This window comes from Duganella lactea, from assembly GCF_009857505.1.
GTDB lineage: Bacteria > Pseudomonadota > Gammaproteobacteria > Burkholderiales > Burkholderiaceae_D > Rugamonas > Rugamonas lactea.
Map to the genome: position 1 here is coordinate 1 of NZ_WWCP01000062.1, position 16854 is coordinate 16854.

A 16854-nucleotide genomic window follows, 5' to 3' on the forward strand; every position below is an offset into this window, starting at 1 on the left:
GGCGACGCCGCCGCCGGGGGCCTCGGCCGCCTGTGCCAGCAGGCCGGGCGCCAGCGCCAGCGTCGCGCCCGGCGCGTCGGCCGGGTCGCTGCTGGCGAGGATCTGGCCGTGCGGCGTGACGAAGTAGGCGCGCAGATGGGCGCGTCCGGCGACGCCGCTGTGCAGCATGTTGAGTAGCTCGGGGCCGGCGTCGAACACGATGCCGATGCCGCCCACCACGCTGGCGTCGTGCTCGGGATGGCGGATGGCGGCGTGGTAGACATAGGTGGCGGCGCCGCCGTACCAGGCCGACGGCCCGAACGGCTCGGCGTAGTGCGCCTGGGCGTCGCGCAGCGCGGTGACGCGGGCCAGCGTGTCGGCGTCGATGTGCTGGCCGATCAGCGTGTCGGCGTCGGCGCCGGTGGCGGCCAGGATGCGCCCGCCGCGGTCGTAGACGTACAGCCGCGCGTAGACGGTGTACAGGCTGTTGATGTGGGCCAGCACCCGGCCGATGGCGGCGGTTTGCTCAGCCGACGGCAACGCCAGGCCGTGACGCAACTGCGCCGACAGCGCCCACCAGCGGCAGTCGTTGGCGCGCTCGTAGAGGTTGCGGTCCAGCAGGTCGACCAGCAGCTGCGCGGTCAGCGCGGCGTCGCTGATGCTGGCGGCCAGCACCGTCTGGTACAGGTCCTGGATCGAGTGCGAGAACAGCGCGTCGCTGCGGGCGCCGGTGTCGGTGATCTGGTCGAGCACCGTGTTGAGCTTGTTGACGCCGCCGTGGCCATCGCCGCTGTCGCCGTGTGCGGCGCCGCTGACCTTGCCGTTCCAGACGATGCGCCCGATGGTGCGGGTGGTGCGCGTGACGGCGCTCATCAGCTCGTGCAGCGACGGGCTGAAGGCCTGCGCGTGCGACAGCAGGCCCTGCATCAGCGCCGGCTCGACGTCGGCCAGCGCGGTGCCGGCACCGCCGCGAAAGGCCAGCTCGACCGGGATCATCAGCTGCGTCTTCCAGCCGGGCGGGCCGGGGTAGCCCTGGTAGCCGGCCGCGCCGCAGGTGCGCACCAGGTATTCGCGGCCGCCGAACAGCAGCGGCCGCGGCGCGCCGTCGGCGTTGGTCGGCACGCGCACACCGGCCGGGATCCACAGCGGATCGGCGCTGCTGATCACCTGGTCGTTGGCGTCCAGCAGCAGCATGTTGGCGCGCCGCGCCGGGTCGCGGTAGGCGCCGAAGATGGCGGCCATCTCCTGCTCGAAGTGGAAGCACAGGCACAGCACGCCGATCGGGACGCCGCTGTCCGGGTGCAGCAGGCGGTGCGAGTAGACCAGCGCCCGCGAAGCGCCGGGGCGCAGGTCGGTGGCGCGGAAGGTTTCGACATAGCCGTCGGCGGCCAGCGTCTGCGCCAGCAGCGGGTCGTTGCTGTGGGTAATCGGCGAGGCCGGGTCGGCCTGCACCAGCACCCGGCCGTCGCGGTCGAGCAGCACGATTTCGTCGTAGACGGTGTATTTGTCGCGGTAGTCGTGCAGGCGCTGGCGCGCGGCGTCGCGGGCCTCGGCCGGGCCGCCGTCGGCGACAAAGCGGCACAGGTCGGCGTCGGTGGCGAGAAAGCCGACATCGGCGGTGCGCTCGAACAGGTTGCGCACCAGGATGTCGATCGCATAGCGCGCCTGCGTGCCCAGCTCGGCCAGCACATGGCGCACTTTTTCCTGCACCAGGTTGGTGACCAGCGCCTGCTCCAGGTGCGCGAAGCCGGTGCGGGTGGCCATCATCGCCGGCAACAGCAGGCGCGCCTCGGCCGGACAGTTCATTTGGGCGGACGACTCGATCAGTCGCCACATCTGGTTTAATTCCCGCAGCGAAAGTTCGCAGCGGGCAACATCGGGCATGTGGGGTAGGAAGATGTCCGCGTTGGCAGTCTGGTAAGTGGTCATTACGCTAGTTTCATTGCCAAAAGATGCCTTGGAAGCAAATAATGTGCCAAGGAAATATGCAATGCCGATGCGAATGCCGTTGCGAATGCCAACGCCACGCCGAAGGCCGAGCGCGGACCACGCCGGGCCGGGGGCTTATTTACTGCTGAGGCATTGCTTCATGAAGGCTTTGCGCTCGTCGCCCTTCTTGCCGGTCGCGTCGGCGTTACATTGCTTCATCTTGTCCTGTTGCGTCGGCTTGGCGGCTGGTTTGGCGCTCAGGCACTCCTTCATGAAGGCCTTGCGCTCGTCGCCTTTTTTGCCGGCGGCGTCCGCATTGCAGGTTTTCATCTTGTTTTGCTGCGCGGTCGGCTCGGCGGCGACCGCGGCGGCGCCGAGCGACAGGCTGAGGGGCAGCAGCAGGCTGGCTATGAACAGGGTTTTCATCGGGATTCCTCGCAGGTGGGGGCGTGGCGGAGTGCTGGCCTGTGGAAAGCATATCGCCAAACGCTGAAAATTTGTATAGCGTGTGGCATATCGGGCACAAGCGGTGTAACAATGGCCATCTCGCTAACTTTTTCTGGAGATATCCCATGATGCGTTCTTCGCTGATCGCCAGCCTGCTGGCGCTCGCCACCGCCGGCGCCGCCCATGCCGCCACCACCGCCGAAGTGGAGTTGAAACCGACCGTCGGCAGCGCCACCAAGGGCACGGTGCGCTTCAAGCAACAGGACAAGCAGTTGCAGATCGAGGCCGACATCGGCGGTCTGGCGCCGGGCGTGCACGGCTTCCACCTGCATGAGAAGGGCGATTGCAGTGCGCCGGACGGCACCAGCGCCGGTGGCCACTTCAATCCGTCCAGCCAGCAGCATGGTGGTCCTGACCATGGCCCGCATCACGGCGGCGACTTTGGCAATATCACCGCCGATGCCAGCGGCAAGGCCCGGCTGAGCCTGACGGTGCCGACCAGCCAGATCTCGCTGGACGATGGCGCCGCCAACAATATCATCGGCCGCGGCATCATCGTCCACGCCGATCCGGATGATTTCGTCACGCAGCCGACCGGCAACGCCGGCAAGCGCCTGGCCTGCGGCGTGGTGGTGGCCGGCAAGTAATCCGGCGCGCTTGGCCGTGGCGCGGGCCCGGGGTGGGGCTAGTTGATACGCTTCCTTGTGGCGATGCTTCTGTTTTTTGTTCTGCTTTGTTCTGCTTTTCTCTGAAATCTTCTGCATTGAACTTTGCAGAAGATTTCAGGGTCTAACAGAAGAAAGCAGAAGGAGAAGCAGAATGAAATCCACAGTGTCTGTGCAGGTAGATGCCGACGTCATGCTCCGGCTGATTTCACACCTGAAGGTGCGTGGCGGCGCGCAAGATGTCTGCGAGGCGGTCAGCGGCGCCGTCGGACTGTGGCTGCGCGAACAATCGCAGCTGCCGTTTGACTGCGATCCCGCCAGCGTGCGCGGCTACCAATGGAAATCGTTGTTCCTGCCCGAAGGCACCGAGATCCGTTCCTGGAGCTACGGCGAGCACAACTACGCACGCGTGGTCGGCGACGACCTCATCCACAAAGGCAAGTCGGTCACGCCCAACGCGTTCGCGCAGTCGTGCGCGCGCAGCATGCGCAACGCCTGGAAGGACCTGTCGGTCCGCCGTCCGCAAGACAAACAATTCAAGATGGCCCACCGCCTGCGCCTGGAGTTGGCAGAGCAAGCCCGGCAGCCGCAAACCATCCCCGCCGCCAAGGCCGGACCGGCCGACCCCAGCATGGCCCTCTTGCTGGCCGCATTGCAAGCACAACTGCAATCCGCACCGTCGCCGACACCCGTCGCAGCGCCCGAGCGGTCCGCGCAACCGGGGCCGCCACGCCCGCTGACACCGGGCGAAGGCTGGAACCTGCCCGAACGCCGCAAATTCCGCTTCCGCCTTGAAGACGTCGCTTTTGACTAAGCGGCCTTGATACCGTCGTCCGCGCGGCCGCAGTAACGGCGCACATACGCCTCGTGGGTCGGCAGTTGCACCACGGTGCGGTCGATGCGGCCCTTGATGTTGCCAAGGAAGGCTTTCAGCTCCTCATCGCCCATCAAGTCGGCGGTCTGGTGGTGCGACTTCGGCATGATGCCCTGGCCCAGCATCACCTGTATCCACGAGTTCTCCGCGAACAGTTCATTCGGCACACGGAACACGCGGCCGGTTTCGCGGAACAGGTCGATACGGTGCTGTAACGAGGCCGGAATGCTCATCTCGCGCGCGTCGATCCAGAACTGGGCATCGGTGCGGTGGTTGGCGTGATAGTGCAGGATGATGAAATCGCGGATGTGCTCGATCTCGCTGTTGCACTGCGCGTTGTACTCGTCGATGTCGGCCTGCTGGATGCCGTCCGACGGGAACATCTGCATCAGCCGGATCACGCTGCGCTGAATCAGGTGGATGCTGGTCGACTCGATCGGCTCCAGGAAGCCGCTGGCCAGACCCAGCGCCACCACATTGCCTTTCCACGTCTGATGCCGCTGGCACGGCTTGAACTTGATCACGCGCGGCGTCACCAGCGTGCGGCCCTGTACATTGGCCAGCAACTGTTGCAGCGCCTGCTCCTCGTCCAGATAACGGCTGGAAAACACGATGCCGTTGCCGACCCGGTGCTGCAGCGGAATGCGCCACTGCCAGCCGGCCTGGTGCGCCATCGAGCGTGTCAGCGGCACCGCGTCGCCCACCGATTCGGTCTGCACCGCGATCGCGCGGTCGCAGAACAGCCACTGCGACCAGTCGGTCAGCGGCTCGTCCATCGCCTCGCCGATCAGCAGCGCGCGGAAGCCGCTGCAATCGATGAACAGGTCGCCGGCGATGTCCTCGCCCGAGGCCAGCGTCACCGCGCGCACGTCGCCGTTGTCGTGTTGCTTGACGCTGACGATCTTGCCCTCGATGCGCTGCACGCCGCGCGGCTCGCTCAGCTTGCGCAGGTACTTGGCGTAGCGGCCGGCGTCCAGGTGATAGGCGTAGTTCATGCCGTTGTTCGGCAGGTGCGCGAAGCGGTTCTCCAGCGACGCCTTCAGCTCCAGGCAGTAGTCGCCATAGTCGCCGGCCAGCCCGCGCTGCACGCCCTTGTGCCAGAAGTGCTGGAAGCCCGCCGTCCAGTGATCGACGCCGGTGGTGCCAAACGAGTGGATGTAGTCTTCCTTGACGTTGCGCCAGCTCTCGAAGCTGATGCCCAGTTTAAACGTGGCCTGGGTCTCGGCCATGAATTCCTGCTCGTTGATCTCCAGCACATTGTGGAAGTTGATCAGGGTGGGAATGGTGGCTTCGCCGACGCCGACCGTGCCGATTTCCTCCGACTCGATCAGCTTGATGTCGAGCCGCTTGCCCAGCACCTTGGCGATGCCGGCGGCGGCCATCCAGCCGGCGGTGCCACCGCCGACGATCACCACGCGGCGTACCGGTTGACGTTGATTCGGGTCACGCATCTTGCAGTCTCCTTAGCGATTCAGTTTTTTCAGCAATTGGCCGCGCAAGGCGCGCGCGCCGTCGGCCGTTAGCGGCGACAGCACGCCGCGCGCGTGCGGCGGAATATGGGCGGCGGTGTCGGCGTCGGCCTCGAACACGTAGTGGCGGAAGATTTCCTGCCACGCCTTGCGCTGCGCCGGCGGCAGCTCGCGCAAGGTCAGCAAGGCCGCCATCAGCGTGCCGGTCGGCGTGTCGACATAGTCCGGCATGGCGCGCCACCAGTAATTGACCAGCACATTGAACGGCGACAGCGCCTCGATGTGATGCCACCACATGCTGGGGATGAAGAGGGCGTCGCCCGGTCCCAGCTCGGCCACCCGCGCATGGCGCAGCGCTTCGGCGAAGCGCGGGAAGCGGTCAAAGTCCGGCCGCTGGAAATCCACCAGGCTGATCGCCTGTCCGGCCGGCGTGAAGTCCAGCGGCCCGACGTACAGGTTCTGCAATTGCTCCGGCGGGAACAGCGTGAAGCGCCGCCGGCCGGCCGCCACCACCGCCACATTGTCCGGCACATCGTAATGGGCGGCGATGCGGGTGCGGTTGCCAATCCAGATGCTGGCCAGCGCGTCGCGCCCGCGCAAATTCAGATCGTTGTGAGCGCGGAAGCCGGGCAGGCAGGTGTCGATGGTGGTCGAGCCGACGTAGATGGTCGGCGCCGGGTCCAGCTCGCGCTTGGCTTCGATCTCGTCGAGCACGCCGGTCAGCTTGGCGTGCACCGGCTGGAAATTGAAACCGTCCATCTGGGCGTTGTAGAAGAAGCGGCCGCCGGCGTCGGCGCCGCCCAGCATGGCGCCCACCGTCGCGCCCTGATAGTGGGCGCGCAGGTAGTCGCAGCCGGCGCGGTCCGACGCCAGCGCCGCCCGCACCATCGGCCAGCCGGCCGCCAGCCCGCGCAGCACCAGCGGCTGCGTGGCGCTCAGGATTTCCTCGCTCAGGTCGTCCGGACCGAGGCCGGCGACTTCGCGCAGTGGTTCAGGCGAGGCTGGCATTCTTGCGATCGATCAGCAGGCGGAAGTTGGACAGCGACGCCAGCACCAGATAGATCGGCTGCAGGTAGCCGGCCTGGTGCAGCCGGGCGATGGCTTCGCCGCCGAGCGCCTGCAGCCGGTCCTCATTGATGGTGTAGAAGCCGAGCAGCCGGTTTTGTGAACCGTCGTTCAGTTCCACGTCCAGCGCGAAGCTTTCCAGCAACTCGTGTTCCAGCAGCGCCGCCAGGAAGCCCGGCAATTGCTGCATGCCCTGGTGGATGGCGAACAGCAGCGCGTTGACGCGCTCCAGATATTCGGTATGGCCGCCGTGCGGCTTGAACACCAGCTCGCCCTCGGTGCGGCTGACGCGCGGGTGGTCGAGGTCGACATTGACCATCAGCTCGTCGCCGTTGACGCCGATCAGGAAGGGCTGGCGCTCGACCATCATCGGCACATACGCCGCCTCCCAGCGCGCGCCGTGGAGGAACAGGTTGTGGCCTTCCTCCAGCCCGAACAGCGCCACCGGCTCGAAGCCGAGGCCGTCGCTGGTCTTGCGGAACACGATCGGATAGCAGGCCTGCACGTCGCGGAACTCGGACGGGAAGGTGACGGCGGTCATCACGTTGTCGCCCAGATGCACGCCGTGGCCGCCGAGGATGCGCAGATCGTGGTGCTCGACGTTATTGAGTAAAACCGGATGGGGCATGAGTGTCTCTCTTCGCTCTAGATTTTTGGCAAGCCATGCAGCTTGATATGGTCGATGAGCGCGCGGTTGTCAGGCAGCGCGCCCAGCATGTTGCGCGCCATGGCCGCCGCTTGCTGGAAATAAGCGTCGGCCCTGGCGGCCTCCTGTGGCCGGGCCACGCGGCTGAAATCGCTGCGAAAGCCCATGCCGTACAAAATATACTGGTAGCTGGCCGGCGGAAACACCTCCTCCAGCCGATAAAAATCGCCGCGCGACGGCGCCCGGTGGCGCCACAGGGTCAGCAGCTCGGCCAACCGCTCCGGCACCGCGTCCGCCGCCGTGTGGTCGCGCCAGTAGGCGCTGTCGCGCCGCCGGCTCAGCACGTAGTGCAGCTTGAGGAAATCGATCACCCGTTCCCAGCGGTAGCGGAAGGCGTCGTTGAACCGCCTGGCCACGATGTCCATCGCCGCGCGCGTGGCCGGCAGCTCGTCGCTGACCATGGCGGCCGCCATCTCGACCAGCGCCAGCGCCGACGCCTCGAGCGGCTCGATGAAACCGCCCGACAGGCCGATCGCCACGCAGTTGCGGTGCCAGAAGCGCTCGCGGTAGCCGGGCTCGAAGGTCAGCTTGCGCGGCGGCGGCAGCGCCTCCGGGCCGCCGGTCTGGGCAATATACGTGCGCAACTCGGCCTCGGCCTGCGCGTCGCTGATGTAGCCGCTGGCGTAGACATGGCCGACGCCGCGCCGCGTCGGCAGGCCGATGTCCCAGATCCAGCCGGCGCTCTGCGCGGTGGCGCTGGTCTGCGCGGCGATCGGCGCGTGCGGGTCCGCATACGGCAGCTGCACCGCCAGCGCCGAATCGTTGAACAGCACATGGCGCTGCGACACCAGCGGCACGCCGAAGTGCCGCCCCAGCAGCAGCGATTGCATGCCGCTGCAATCGATGAACAGGTCGCCCTCCAGCGCGCCGTGCTCGCGCGTCTGCAACGACGCGATGTCGCCATCCGCCTGCGTGTTGATAGCGCTAACGTGATCCGCCACATACGCCACGCCCAGTTGCTCCACGCAATGCTGGCGCAGGAACACGCCAAACTTGCCGGCGTCGAGGTGATAGCCATAGTTGGCCACCGACGCGAACTCCGGCGTCGCCGCCTGCTTGGGCGCGCGGCCGCGCACGCACAAATGCGGCTGCACGCTGACCAGATCGGCGAACGGCACGTCCGGGTGCCGCGCCTGCCAGTGCTGCGGTACATCGACCTCGCCATGGCCGTGCGGCAGCATGAAGGGATGGAAATACACGTCCTGCGTACCGCCGTCCACCCAGCGGTTGAAGCGCGAGCCCTGCTTGAACGAGGCGTCGCAGGCGCGCATGAAATCGGCCTCGCCGACGCCGATGCGGCGCAGGCTGTCGCGCATGCTCGGCCAGGTGCCTTCGCCGACGCCGATCGGCGCCACGTCCGGTGATTCAATCAGGGTGATCCGCAGGTCCCGATGCGCGCGGTGTGCCGCCGCGATCAGGCCGGCCGTGAGCCAGCCCGCCGATCCGCCGCCGACGATAACGATACGTCGCAGCATAGTCTCCTCTTATTGTATTACGTAATGAGTTGTGCAAAGTTTAACCCGAAAAACACGAAAAGCCGCTGACGGGCAGCGGCTTTTCATGGCCTGTGGCGCGATTGCTACAGCCGGCTTAGAACTTGTACCGCGCGCCTATCATGTAACGCGGGCCGGCCTGCGTCACCGATTCGAGCTGCTGCGTGGTGCGGCTGTGCACGCGCTGGATCTGGTTGGTGACGTTGATGCCTTCGAGCTGGAAGCTCAGCCGCTCGTTGAAATGGTAGCCGAGGCTGACGTCGACCTGGCCATACGCTTCCACGTATTGCGGATTCGGGCCCGAGCCGTCGAAGGTCGACGACAGGAACTTGCCGCGCCAGTTGTAGGCCAGCCGCGCGTTGAACTTGCGGTCCTCGTAGATGCCGACCAGGTTCGCCGAGTTCGACAGGCCGACCAGCGCAAACTGCTCGCCGAGCTTGTTGTCGTCGTACTTCAGCCCCGAGTTGACGTAGGTGTAGTTGGTCGACACGCCGAAGCCGCTGTCGCCGAACATGTGCTGCAGATTCAGCTCGACGCCATCGAGGCTGGCCTTCTTCTGGTTGGAGAAGGAGTTGATGCGGAAATGCGCGACCGGATCGCCCGGCTGGCCGACGATGGAACCGGTGGCGTTGTTGTTGCCGTCGGTGCCGGTCATGGTCACGCCGTTGCGGCCGTTGTACTTGCGCAGGATGAAGTTGCGGATGCAAGTGGTGTCGGCCTTGCCGCAGCCGTTGGCCAGCGCCTCGTTCCAGAACGCCCCGCCGACCGGCGTGTGCAGATTGAACGGCGTGGCGTCGATCTGCGTCTGGCCGGCGTAGTTGTCCAGATTTTTGCGGAAGTAACCGATCGAGAAGAAATTCTGCTTGCCGTAGTACCACTCATACGACAGGTCCAGATTCTTCGACTTGACCGGCTTGAGCGCCGGATTGCCCTGCGAGCCGGTGCCGCCGTCGACCCGCACCAGACGGTCCAGCGTCTGCCCGCCCTGGATCTGGTCGTAGCGCGGCCGGCCGATGGTCTCGCCCAGGCTGAAGCGCAGCTTCTGGTTGGCCGTCAGCTCGATGTCCGAGTCAAAGCTCGGCAACAGGTGATGGTAGGAGCCGGTCAGCGTGGTGAAGGTCGGATCGCCGAAGGTGATCGGCAACTCGTTCTGCGAGCCCCAGTTGATGCCGGTGGCGGCCGGCACCAGCGCGGTCGACACCACGTCGGTCTTCTCGTAGCGCACGCCGATGGCGGTGCGGATCGGCAGCGCCGTGTCCCAGTCGGTATTGAACTGCACGAAGGCGGCCTTGGTCTTCTCGCCGGTGCGGGCGTCGTTGTCGAAGGTGCTCTTCGGCAGATACAGTGCCGGCTGGCCGGAGGCGGCCGCCGCCAGCTGGCGCACCTGGTCGAAATTGAAGGTGTAGAACTGGTTGAACAGCGCCGGGTTGCCGCTGCCGCTGATCTGGTCGAAGTACGGCCGCACGTTCTGCGGATGCCACACGCTGCTCGGGTAGTCGGACGGCTTGGTGGCGCCGCCCCAGGTGTCGCGCTGGTTGTTGGAGAAGGCCGAGCGGTTGTCGACCTTGCTGTAGTTGAGGCCGAACTTCAGCTCGGAGGCGTCCAGCACCTTCCAGCCGCCCTTGATCTGGTGCTGGTCGACTTCGCCGCGCATATACTGGTTGGTGAACACCGAGCCGGTCACCTGCTGGCGCTTGGCGTCGCTGACGAAGTCGGCGCCCTGGATGCTGAGCACCGGGAAGTCCTTGCTGAAATCGACGGTGGTGTTGCCGCGGCTAAAGCTGGCGGTGCTCAGCGTGTTGCTTGAGCCGAAGGGGCTGTCGGCGCCCGAGGTGGCGCTCGAATGGTGGGTGTCGAATTCGAAGCGCAGCGTGTTCGACGGCTTCCACACGGCGTTGAAGCCGAGCGACTTGTTCTGCGTGCGCGTGGCGAAGTCGGCCGCGCCCATGGCGATGTCGCTGTTGGCGCCCGGCAGGATCTCGGTGTAGCTCAGCGGGCTGGACGGCGAGCCGCCGGTCCACGCGCTGCTCGAATCGCCAAAGTTGAACCAGGCCGAGATGTCGTTGCGCTTGGTCTGGATCTTGTTTTCCGAATAGGTGTAGTCGAGCGTGGTGGTCAGCGTCTCGGCCGGCTTGTACTGCAAGGTCAGCTGGGCGTTGGTGCGCTGGCGCTTGACGCCGTTGAAGTTGTAGTTCAGGTTCTGCGGCAGCGAATACAGATCGTTCGGGCCGGGCCGGTTGGTGATGCGCTCCGACCCCGGCGCGCCCGGCTGCGGCAGCGGGCCGGCGCTGCTCGACCCGAGGTAGGGGCCCTTCCAGCCGTTCGACACGGCGGCGGTGTTGTAACCCAGGTGGCGTTCCTGGTAGCTGCCGGTCAGCGCCACGCCGAAGGTGTTGTCGGCGAAGGTGTTGCTGTACAGGCCAGACAGTTCCGGCGTCGCCGAGTTGCTGGCCTTGACGTCGCCCGGCAGGTTGTCGTTGGAGCTGTCGTACACGCCCTTGACACCGACGCTGGCGTGCAGGCCCGGCCGGTCGAACGGCCGCGCGGTCATGACGTTGATGGTGGCGCCGATGCCGCCGGTGGCGGTCTCGGCGCGGCTGGTCTTGTACACCTGCAGCTGCGAGATCGCCTCCGACGCCAGGTTGGCGAAGTCGAAGGCGCGGCCGTTGAGGTCGCCCAGATTCGAGGTCGGCATCTGGCGCCCGTTCAGCAGCACCATGTTGAAGTCGGGGCCGATGCCGCGCACGGTGATCTTCGAACCCTCGCCGATCGCGCGGTCGATCGACACGCCGGAAATGCGCTGCAGCGACTCGGCCAGGTTGGTGTCGGGGAACTTGCCGATGTCTTCGGCGACGATGCCGTCGACGATGCCGTCCGAGTTGCGCTTCAGGTTCATCGACGAAAACAGCGACGCCCGCAGGCCGGTCACCACCACGCTCTGCACCGGCACGTCCTCGCCGGCGCGGGCCGCGGCGGCGGCGGCGGGCGCCTCTTGCGCCAGCGCCGGCAAGGCCGCCGCGCAGGCGCCGGCCACCGCCAGGCTGATCAATTTTTGTCGTGTGTTGGGATAATGCATGTTGTCTCCTGTGGTTTTATAAACAGCGGTTTGTCGCGACGCCCCACCTTTTCTTGGAAAGGTTTCCATATCCACTGGAAATATAGCACCGGGCGAAATCGGAAGTCAATTTGCCGCGCCCTAAAAAACCCCGGTCTTATTGGTTGACAGAGGAGAAGAGCCGGTGCACCATGGTCTGGGATCGTTTCCAAAAAGAGACACTTTCATGAAAAGTCATACTTGCCAAGGGCCGGCCGGCGCCGGATTGTTCCTCGTCACCACCGAGCTCCAGGCGCGCCGTGGCCACCATTAAAGACGTCGCCCGGCTGGCCGGCGTCGGCCTGGGCACCGCCTCGCGCGTGGTCAGCGGCAAGGGCTCGGTGTCGCCGGCCACGCTGGCCAAGGTGCGCGCCGCCATTGACGAACTGGGCTTCCGGCCGTCGCACGCGGCGCGCACGCTGCTGTCCGGCAATAGCCAAATGATCGGCGTCTACATCCCGGTACTGAGCGGCACCTTCTACACGCCCATCCTGCAGATCATCGACACCGAACTGCGCGCCGCCGGCCGCCACATGGTGGTCGCCTTCGGCGCCGGCCTCGGCGGCGCGCGCCAGCAGGCGATCGAGGGGCTGGCTTTCCTGGTCGAGCGCGGCTGCGACGGCCTGATCCTGATGAGCAATGTGCTGGAGGAGGACGACCTGGCCGTGCTCGGCCCGCGGCCGCCGCCGATGGTGGTGCTGAACCACCGCTTCGCCAGCATCGACGGCCAGTGCTTCACGGTCGACCACCCGCAGGGCGGCCGGCTGGCCGCGCGCACCCTGCTGGACCACGGCCACCGCGACATCGCGCTGGTGGCCGGCCCGGCCAGCCTGCCCGACAACCTCGCGCGGGTGCGGGCCTTCACCGCCGAACTGGCGGCGGCCGGCATCGATACCGGCGCGATGTGGTCGGTGGAAAAGGATTTCTCGCCGGCCGGCGGCTGGTCGGCGGCGAAAGAGCTGATGGAATCGGGACGGCGTTGCACGGCCGTGTTCTGCGCCAACGACGAGATGGCCACCGGCGCGCTATCGTACTTCCAGGAAGCCGGCATCCGCGTGCCGCACGAAATCTCGGTGATCGGCTATGACGACACGCCGACCGCCGAATTTTCCGCGCCGCGCCTGAGCACCGTGCACATGCCGTGGCGCGAGATGACGCAGAACGGCGTCAGCGACCTGCTGAACCGCTGCTACGGCCTGCAGCGCCCGGTCACCCGCAACTACCCGGTGACGATGACGCTGCGCGCCTCGCTGGCCCGCGCCAGCTAGCCCCCGGCGCTCGACGTTCTTGCTTGTGAGTAATGCCTGCGGTATCGTGTCAGCTCTATTGTTATCGGAGCCCGTCATGACCGCCGCCAAACTGGAAATTCCTGAAGCCATCGTCACCGCTCTCGGCGACTGGGTGCAGCGGACCGCCGAGGAAGCCTGCGCCGGCCCGCGCGCATCGTTGGCGCGCACCGAGGGCGAGCTGGACGCCGCGCGCGCCGAACTGGCCGACACCAGCGCCGCGCGGGACAGCGCCCAAGCCAGGGTGACCGAGCGCGACGAGGAAATCGAACAACTGATGGCCGAGCTGCGCAACGCCCGCAGCATCGCCACCGACGCCCTGGTCGGCAAGGCCAAGGACCAGCTGGCGATCGAAGGCAAAGACGCCCAACTGGCCGACCTGCGCGCCCAGATCGAACGCAACGTCGCCGCCCAGGCCGCGCTGTCGGACGCCCGGCTGGCGGCCGAGATGGAGCTGGTCGGCGCCGTCACCGCGCGCGACAACTACGCCGCCGAAATCAAGGAACTGCGCGCCCGCCTGGCCGCGCGCCAGAGCTAAGCCACCGGCACCCCGCACCGCCGCCGTGCGCGCGCGGCGCGGTCGCTAGTACTTCACAAGTAATGAAGATTTCATTTGGGAAATAATTTTTTGATCTAGATCAAGGATTCGATTCACCCGCCAACGTTATCCTTTCAGGCGAAAACATGTAGAAAAGGTGAATCAAATGAGTCTCTCGAACTTCAACATCAGCACCCGTCTGGCCGCCAACTCCGGCGTCATGATCCTCATCCTGCTGGCCAGCATCGTGCTCGGCATCAGCGTGCTGGGCAAGGTCAACGACGGCACCACCGCCATCGTCAAGGACGCGCTGCCCAAATCCTTCCAGGCCACCCAGTCGCTGACCGACGCCAACAGCATCGCCATCGCGCTGCGCAACACCATGCTCAGCGAGCGCGACGACGACCGCCGCCAGCAGCGCGCGCTGATCGCGCAGTCACAGCAGCAACTGCAGGCCAAGCTGGACTGGCTGCAGCAAAACATCTACCTGCCCAAGGGCAAAGCCATCCTGGCGCGCGCGCAGGAAGCCAACGCCCAATACAAGGCCGGCGTGGCCCACATGCTGGGCCTGATCGACCACGCCAGCGACAGCGAGCAGAAAGCCTATCTGAACGGTACGCTGCGGCCGATCTTCCGCAACTTCCAGGCCACCATGGACGAGATGATCGCCTTCCAGGTCACCCGCATGAACGCCTACAGCGACCACGCCGCCCAGACCTACACCGACAGCCGCCTGCTGATGCTGGCGCTGGGCGCCGCCGCGCTGCTGATGGCGCTGGGCCTGGGCTGGTGGATCGTGCGCTCGATCACCAGGCCGCTGCACCAGGCCGTCGCGGTGGCGAACACCGTCGCCGCCGGCGACCTGAGCAGCCGCATCGAGGTCACCAGCACCGACGAAACCGGCCAACTGCTGCAGGCGCTGAGTCACATGAACGACAGCCTGGTGCGCATCGTCGGCGAGGTGCGCGAAGGCACGGTGTCGATCGGCGCCGCCTCGTCGCAGATCGCCGCCGGCAACCTCGACCTGTCGGCGCGCACCGAGCAGCAGGCCAGCGCGCTGCAGCAGACCGCCGCCTCGATGGAGGAACTGACCTCGACCGTGCGGCAGAACGCCGACAACGCCCAGCGCGCCAACGATCTGGCCGCGACCGCCTCGTCGGTCGCCAGCCAGGGCGGCGCCGTGGTGGCGCGGGTGGTGCAGACCATGGGCGCCATCAACGCCTCGTCGAAACAGATCGCCGACATCGTCGGCGTGATCGACGGCATCGCCTTCCAGACCAACATCCTGGCGCTGAACGCGGCGGTGGAAGCGGCCCGCGCCGGCGAACACGGCCGCGGCTTCGCCGTGGTGGCGCAGGAAGTGCGCACGCTGGCCCAGCGCAGCGCCAGCGCCGCCAAGGAAATCAAGGCGCTGATCGACGGCTCGGTGGCGCAGGTCGACAGCGGCACCCAACTGGTCGATCAGGCCGGCGCCACGATGCAGGACATCGTGCAGAGCATCCGCCACGTCACCGACATCATGGGCGAAATCAGCGCCGCCTCGAAGGAGCAGAGCGCCGGCATCGAGCAGATCAATCACGCGGTAGCGGAAATGGACAGCGTCACCCAGCAGAACGCCGCGCTGGTCGAGCAGGCCTCGGCGGCGGCGGCCGCCATGCAGGAACAGGCCGAGGCGCTGTCGGGTACGGTGTCGGTGTTCAAGCTGGACGCACAGCCGGCCGCGCGCCAGTCGCTGCCGCTGCTGGCGGCCTGATTCACGCGCGGCGCCGGACTTTATGCTGAAAGAAGGCCCAGGCTTCTTCGGCGATTTCCAGGTCGGCATTTTGACGACCGGGGAAGCGGCTGAACCAGCCCGGATAACGTTTTTTACGGCTGGGCTCCGCATGGCCGCCGCCTTCGATCTTGATCAGCCGGACTTGCAGTGTGTCGCCGCCCCAGGTGTGGCGGACGGCACGCGTGGCCGCGTCAGAAGACAGCTTGGCGACAGGGGAGATCTGCGGCGTATCCGGCAGGTCGGCCAGCTCCCGCCACAGCGCCACGCTGGCGTCGACCGCCAACATGGGCGCCGAGAACCACAGTGTGTAGGGGAATTTCCCGCCGCCATAGGGGATGAAGGGATCGTTTGTGCTGGCAATGATCAGCGCCGACAACGGTGTGGTTGGCATCGCATACGCGGCCGCCACTGGCATGCTGGCCAGTACAGTTGAAAACGCCGCCAGACGCGGTGCAAGTTCCGCAGCGATGCGATAGGCCAGCATGCCACCTTTGGACACTCCCCCTTGCACCGGGCGGCAATGCTCCTGCGTTGCTGGCCGATCCAGCCTTCAAAAAACACGATGCTGTGCAGGTTGTTTTGCCGGGCCTTGTGTCGTGGGCTGTGCCGCTGGATGGTGTGATTGGCCGGTTGGTAAACTTCAAGTACAGCGATCAGGCGGCGCAACTGCGCCGACTGCTAGCTGTGCTGTTACAGGATTGAACTTGCTTATATCTTTGCGCTGGACGATATGGCGTTCTGCCAATTGAGAGGAGAGGAGGTCAGACCGGACGATCGAATAGACTGGTACCCGCGCGAACTCTGAGGAATCGCGGTTTTTCCTTACTCATGGGATTCTTTCTGACCATTTATTGTTAGCTGCACCGCAAGAGTTGCCGATGACCAAAGCGCAATTTTCTTGCACAGTTGGAATGCGACGTGGTCAAAATCCCCGTCTGCGTGGGTCAAATTATTGCGTAATTCAGCAAGCTCTAATGCGGTCTCCATGACAAAATCGTTCGGAAAAGCATTGAGCAAAAAATAGATCTTGAGCCGTTGGCTACTCTTTCCTGCAAGAGCGTACCTAACAATTTCTTGTGCGAATTGCGTTCCATTTCGACATTCTTGCTCCTTGATTAGATCGTCCGCGACGATTTCTATGATGTTGTAGAAAGATAGGAAGCTGTAGCGACTAGAAATTGCTTCAAGTGCCAAAGCTTCCTTCAAACGAATCCGCATTTTTACGGCCTTCTTTGCACGCTTCTCTGATCTTTTGGCAAGTTGCTCGTAGGCTTCGACGATGGCATATATCTGCGGATTGGGAACGTCAGACCACTGCTGTTGGACTGCCATGCTTCCAGAGAATGCGCTAACGGGCAACCAAGTTCCGTCGTACTCTTCCCAAAAGTGATAATCGGTCGGCAGGTTGTAGGGGGCCTCGAAAAACCGGCCCGGCCGTGGCATGATGTCAGCGCATCAACCTTGACGACTCTGCCATGATGAAACCCAACCTTTTTGCTGCGCAGGAGCGCGAAGCCAAGCTGACGAAGCTGGGC

The 16854-nt window shown here is 65.4% G+C and carries 15 protein-coding genes; 6 read left to right on the top strand and 9 right to left on the bottom strand.

Features of this window, described 5'->3' with window-relative positions; genetic code table 11:
* Both GTP44_RS25890 and GTP44_RS25895 read right to left on the bottom strand, forming a co-directional pair.
* A partial coding sequence (locus tag GTP44_RS25890) for a cache domain-containing protein (protein ID WP_202424232.1) occupies nucleotides 1–1815 on the bottom strand: 1815 nt, incomplete at its 3' end.
* 228 nt (nucleotides 1816–2043) lie between these two features.
* Nucleotides 2044–2334 carry a PsiF family protein gene (locus GTP44_RS25895; protein ID WP_160992333.1) on the bottom strand — a complete coding sequence of 97 codons (291 nt, stop codon included), beginning with the start codon at nucleotides 2332–2334 and terminating at the stop codon, nucleotides 2044–2046.
* Between the two features lie 146 nt (nucleotides 2335–2480).
* Between GTP44_RS25895 and GTP44_RS25900 the strand changes: the two genes are divergently transcribed.
* Complete coding sequence (locus tag GTP44_RS25900; protein ID WP_308494395.1) at nucleotides 2481–3002, top strand: superoxide dismutase family protein; 522 nt, start codon at nucleotides 2481–2483, stop codon at nucleotides 3000–3002.
* 172 nt (nucleotides 3003–3174) lie between these two features.
* Nucleotides 3175–3834, top strand: coding sequence for a hypothetical protein (locus GTP44_RS25905; protein ID WP_161021672.1), 660 nt, complete (start codon nucleotides 3175–3177; stop codon nucleotides 3832–3834).
* Here the strand turns inward: GTP44_RS25905 and GTP44_RS25910 are convergent.
* The 5 genes from GTP44_RS25910 to GTP44_RS25930 all read right to left on the bottom strand — a co-directional run bounded on the left by GTP44_RS25910 (nucleotide 3831) and on the right by GTP44_RS25930 (nucleotide 11703).
* On the bottom strand, nucleotides 3831–5345 hold the full coding sequence (locus GTP44_RS25910; protein WP_161021673.1) for a tryptophan halogenase family protein: 1515 nt from the start codon (nucleotides 5343–5345) through the stop codon (nucleotides 3831–3833). The genes GTP44_RS25905 and GTP44_RS25910 overlap by 4 nt on opposite strands.
* Before the next feature lie 12 nt (nucleotides 5346–5357).
* Nucleotides 5358–6371 carry a cupin-like domain-containing protein gene (locus GTP44_RS25915; RefSeq protein ID WP_160992336.1) on the bottom strand — a complete coding sequence of 338 codons (1014 nt, stop codon included), beginning with the start codon at nucleotides 6369–6371 and terminating at the stop codon, nucleotides 5358–5360.
* On the bottom strand, nucleotides 6355–7056 hold the full coding sequence (locus tag GTP44_RS25920) for a SapC family protein (protein ID WP_161021674.1): 702 nt from the start codon (nucleotides 7054–7056) through the stop codon (nucleotides 6355–6357). Before GTP44_RS25920 ends, GTP44_RS25915 begins: the two co-directional genes overlap by 17 nt.
* A 17-nt stretch (nucleotides 7057–7073) precedes the next feature.
* Nucleotides 7074–8609, bottom strand: coding sequence for a tryptophan halogenase family protein (locus GTP44_RS25925; protein ID WP_161021675.1), 1536 nt, complete (start codon nucleotides 8607–8609; stop codon nucleotides 7074–7076).
* 115 nt (nucleotides 8610–8724) lie between these two features.
* A complete protein-coding gene (locus GTP44_RS25930; protein ID WP_161021676.1) occupies nucleotides 8725–11703 on the bottom strand; it encodes a TonB-dependent receptor in 2979 nt (992 codons plus the stop codon).
* Nucleotides 11704–11981: 278 nt separating this feature from the next.
* On the opposite strand from GTP44_RS25930, the gene GTP44_RS25935 reads away from it, so the two are divergent.
* From GTP44_RS25935 to GTP44_RS25945, 3 genes are all read left to right on the top strand, one after another.
* Nucleotides 11982–12989, top strand: a complete 1008-nt coding sequence (locus GTP44_RS25935; RefSeq protein ID WP_161021677.1) for a LacI family DNA-binding transcriptional regulator — start codon at nucleotides 11982–11984, stop codon at nucleotides 12987–12989.
* Nucleotides 12990–13065: 76 nt separating this feature from the next.
* Complete coding sequence (locus GTP44_RS25940) at nucleotides 13066–13545, top strand: hypothetical protein (RefSeq protein ID WP_161021678.1); 480 nt, start codon at nucleotides 13066–13068, stop codon at nucleotides 13543–13545.
* 166 nt (nucleotides 13546–13711) lie between these two features.
* Nucleotides 13712–15298 carry a methyl-accepting chemotaxis protein gene (locus tag GTP44_RS25945; protein WP_161021679.1) on the top strand — a complete coding sequence of 529 codons (1587 nt, stop codon included), beginning with the start codon at nucleotides 13712–13714 and terminating at the stop codon, nucleotides 15296–15298.
* 1 nt (nucleotide 15299) lies between these two features.
* Here the strand turns inward: GTP44_RS25945 and GTP44_RS25950 are convergent, their stop codons facing one another.
* Nucleotides 15300–15803, bottom strand: a complete 504-nt coding sequence (locus GTP44_RS25950; protein WP_161021680.1) for an alpha/beta hydrolase family protein — start codon at nucleotides 15801–15803, stop codon at nucleotides 15300–15302.
* Nucleotides 15804–15850: 47 nt separating this feature from the next.
* Here GTP44_RS25950 and GTP44_RS25955 point away from each other — a divergent pair, with 47 nt between their 5' ends.
* Complete coding sequence (locus GTP44_RS25955) at nucleotides 15851–16021, top strand: hypothetical protein (RefSeq protein ID WP_161021681.1); 171 nt, start codon at nucleotides 15851–15853, stop codon at nucleotides 16019–16021.
* Nucleotides 16022–16141: 120 nt separating this feature from the next.
* Here the strand turns inward: GTP44_RS25955 and GTP44_RS25960 are convergent, their stop codons facing one another.
* Complete coding sequence (locus GTP44_RS25960) at nucleotides 16142–16651, bottom strand: hypothetical protein (RefSeq protein ID WP_161021682.1); 510 nt, start codon at nucleotides 16649–16651, stop codon at nucleotides 16142–16144.
* Between the last annotated feature and the right edge of the window lie 203 nt (nucleotides 16652–16854).

Coding starts and splice junctions, on each gene's coding strand:
- GTP44_RS25940 (WP_161021678.1), top strand. CDS start 13,066: ATGACCGCCGCCAAACTGGAAATTCCTGAAGCCATCGTCACCGCTCTC.
- GTP44_RS25920 (WP_161021674.1), bottom strand. CDS start 7,056: ATGCCCCATCCGGTTTTACTCAATAACGTCGAGCACCACGATCTGCGC.
- GTP44_RS25945 (WP_161021679.1), top strand. CDS start 13,712: ATGAGTCTCTCGAACTTCAACATCAGCACCCGTCTGGCCGCCAACTCC.
- GTP44_RS25905 (WP_161021672.1), top strand. CDS start 3,175: ATGAAATCCACAGTGTCTGTGCAGGTAGATGCCGACGTCATGCTCCGG.
- GTP44_RS25925 (WP_161021675.1), bottom strand. CDS start 8,609: ATGCTGCGACGTATCGTTATCGTCGGCGGCGGATCGGCGGGCTGGCTC.
- GTP44_RS25900 (WP_308494395.1), top strand. CDS start 2,481: ATGATGCGTTCTTCGCTGATCGCCAGCCTGCTGGCGCTCGCCACCGCC.
- GTP44_RS25950 (WP_161021680.1), bottom strand. CDS start 15,803: ATGCTGGCCTATCGCATCGCTGCGGAACTTGCACCGCGTCTGGCGGCG.
- GTP44_RS25895 (WP_160992333.1), bottom strand. CDS start 2,334: ATGAAAACCCTGTTCATAGCCAGCCTGCTGCTGCCCCTCAGCCTGTCG.
- GTP44_RS25960 (WP_161021682.1), bottom strand. CDS start 16,651: ATGGCAGTCCAACAGCAGTGGTCTGACGTTCCCAATCCGCAGATATAT.
- GTP44_RS25915 (WP_160992336.1), bottom strand. CDS start 6,371: ATGCCAGCCTCGCCTGAACCACTGCGCGAAGTCGCCGGCCTCGGTCCG.
- GTP44_RS25910 (WP_161021673.1), bottom strand. CDS start 5,345: ATGCGTGACCCGAATCAACGTCAACCGGTACGCCGCGTGGTGATCGTC.
- GTP44_RS25930 (WP_161021676.1), bottom strand. CDS start 11,703: ATGCATTATCCCAACACACGACAAAAATTGATCAGCCTGGCGGTGGCC.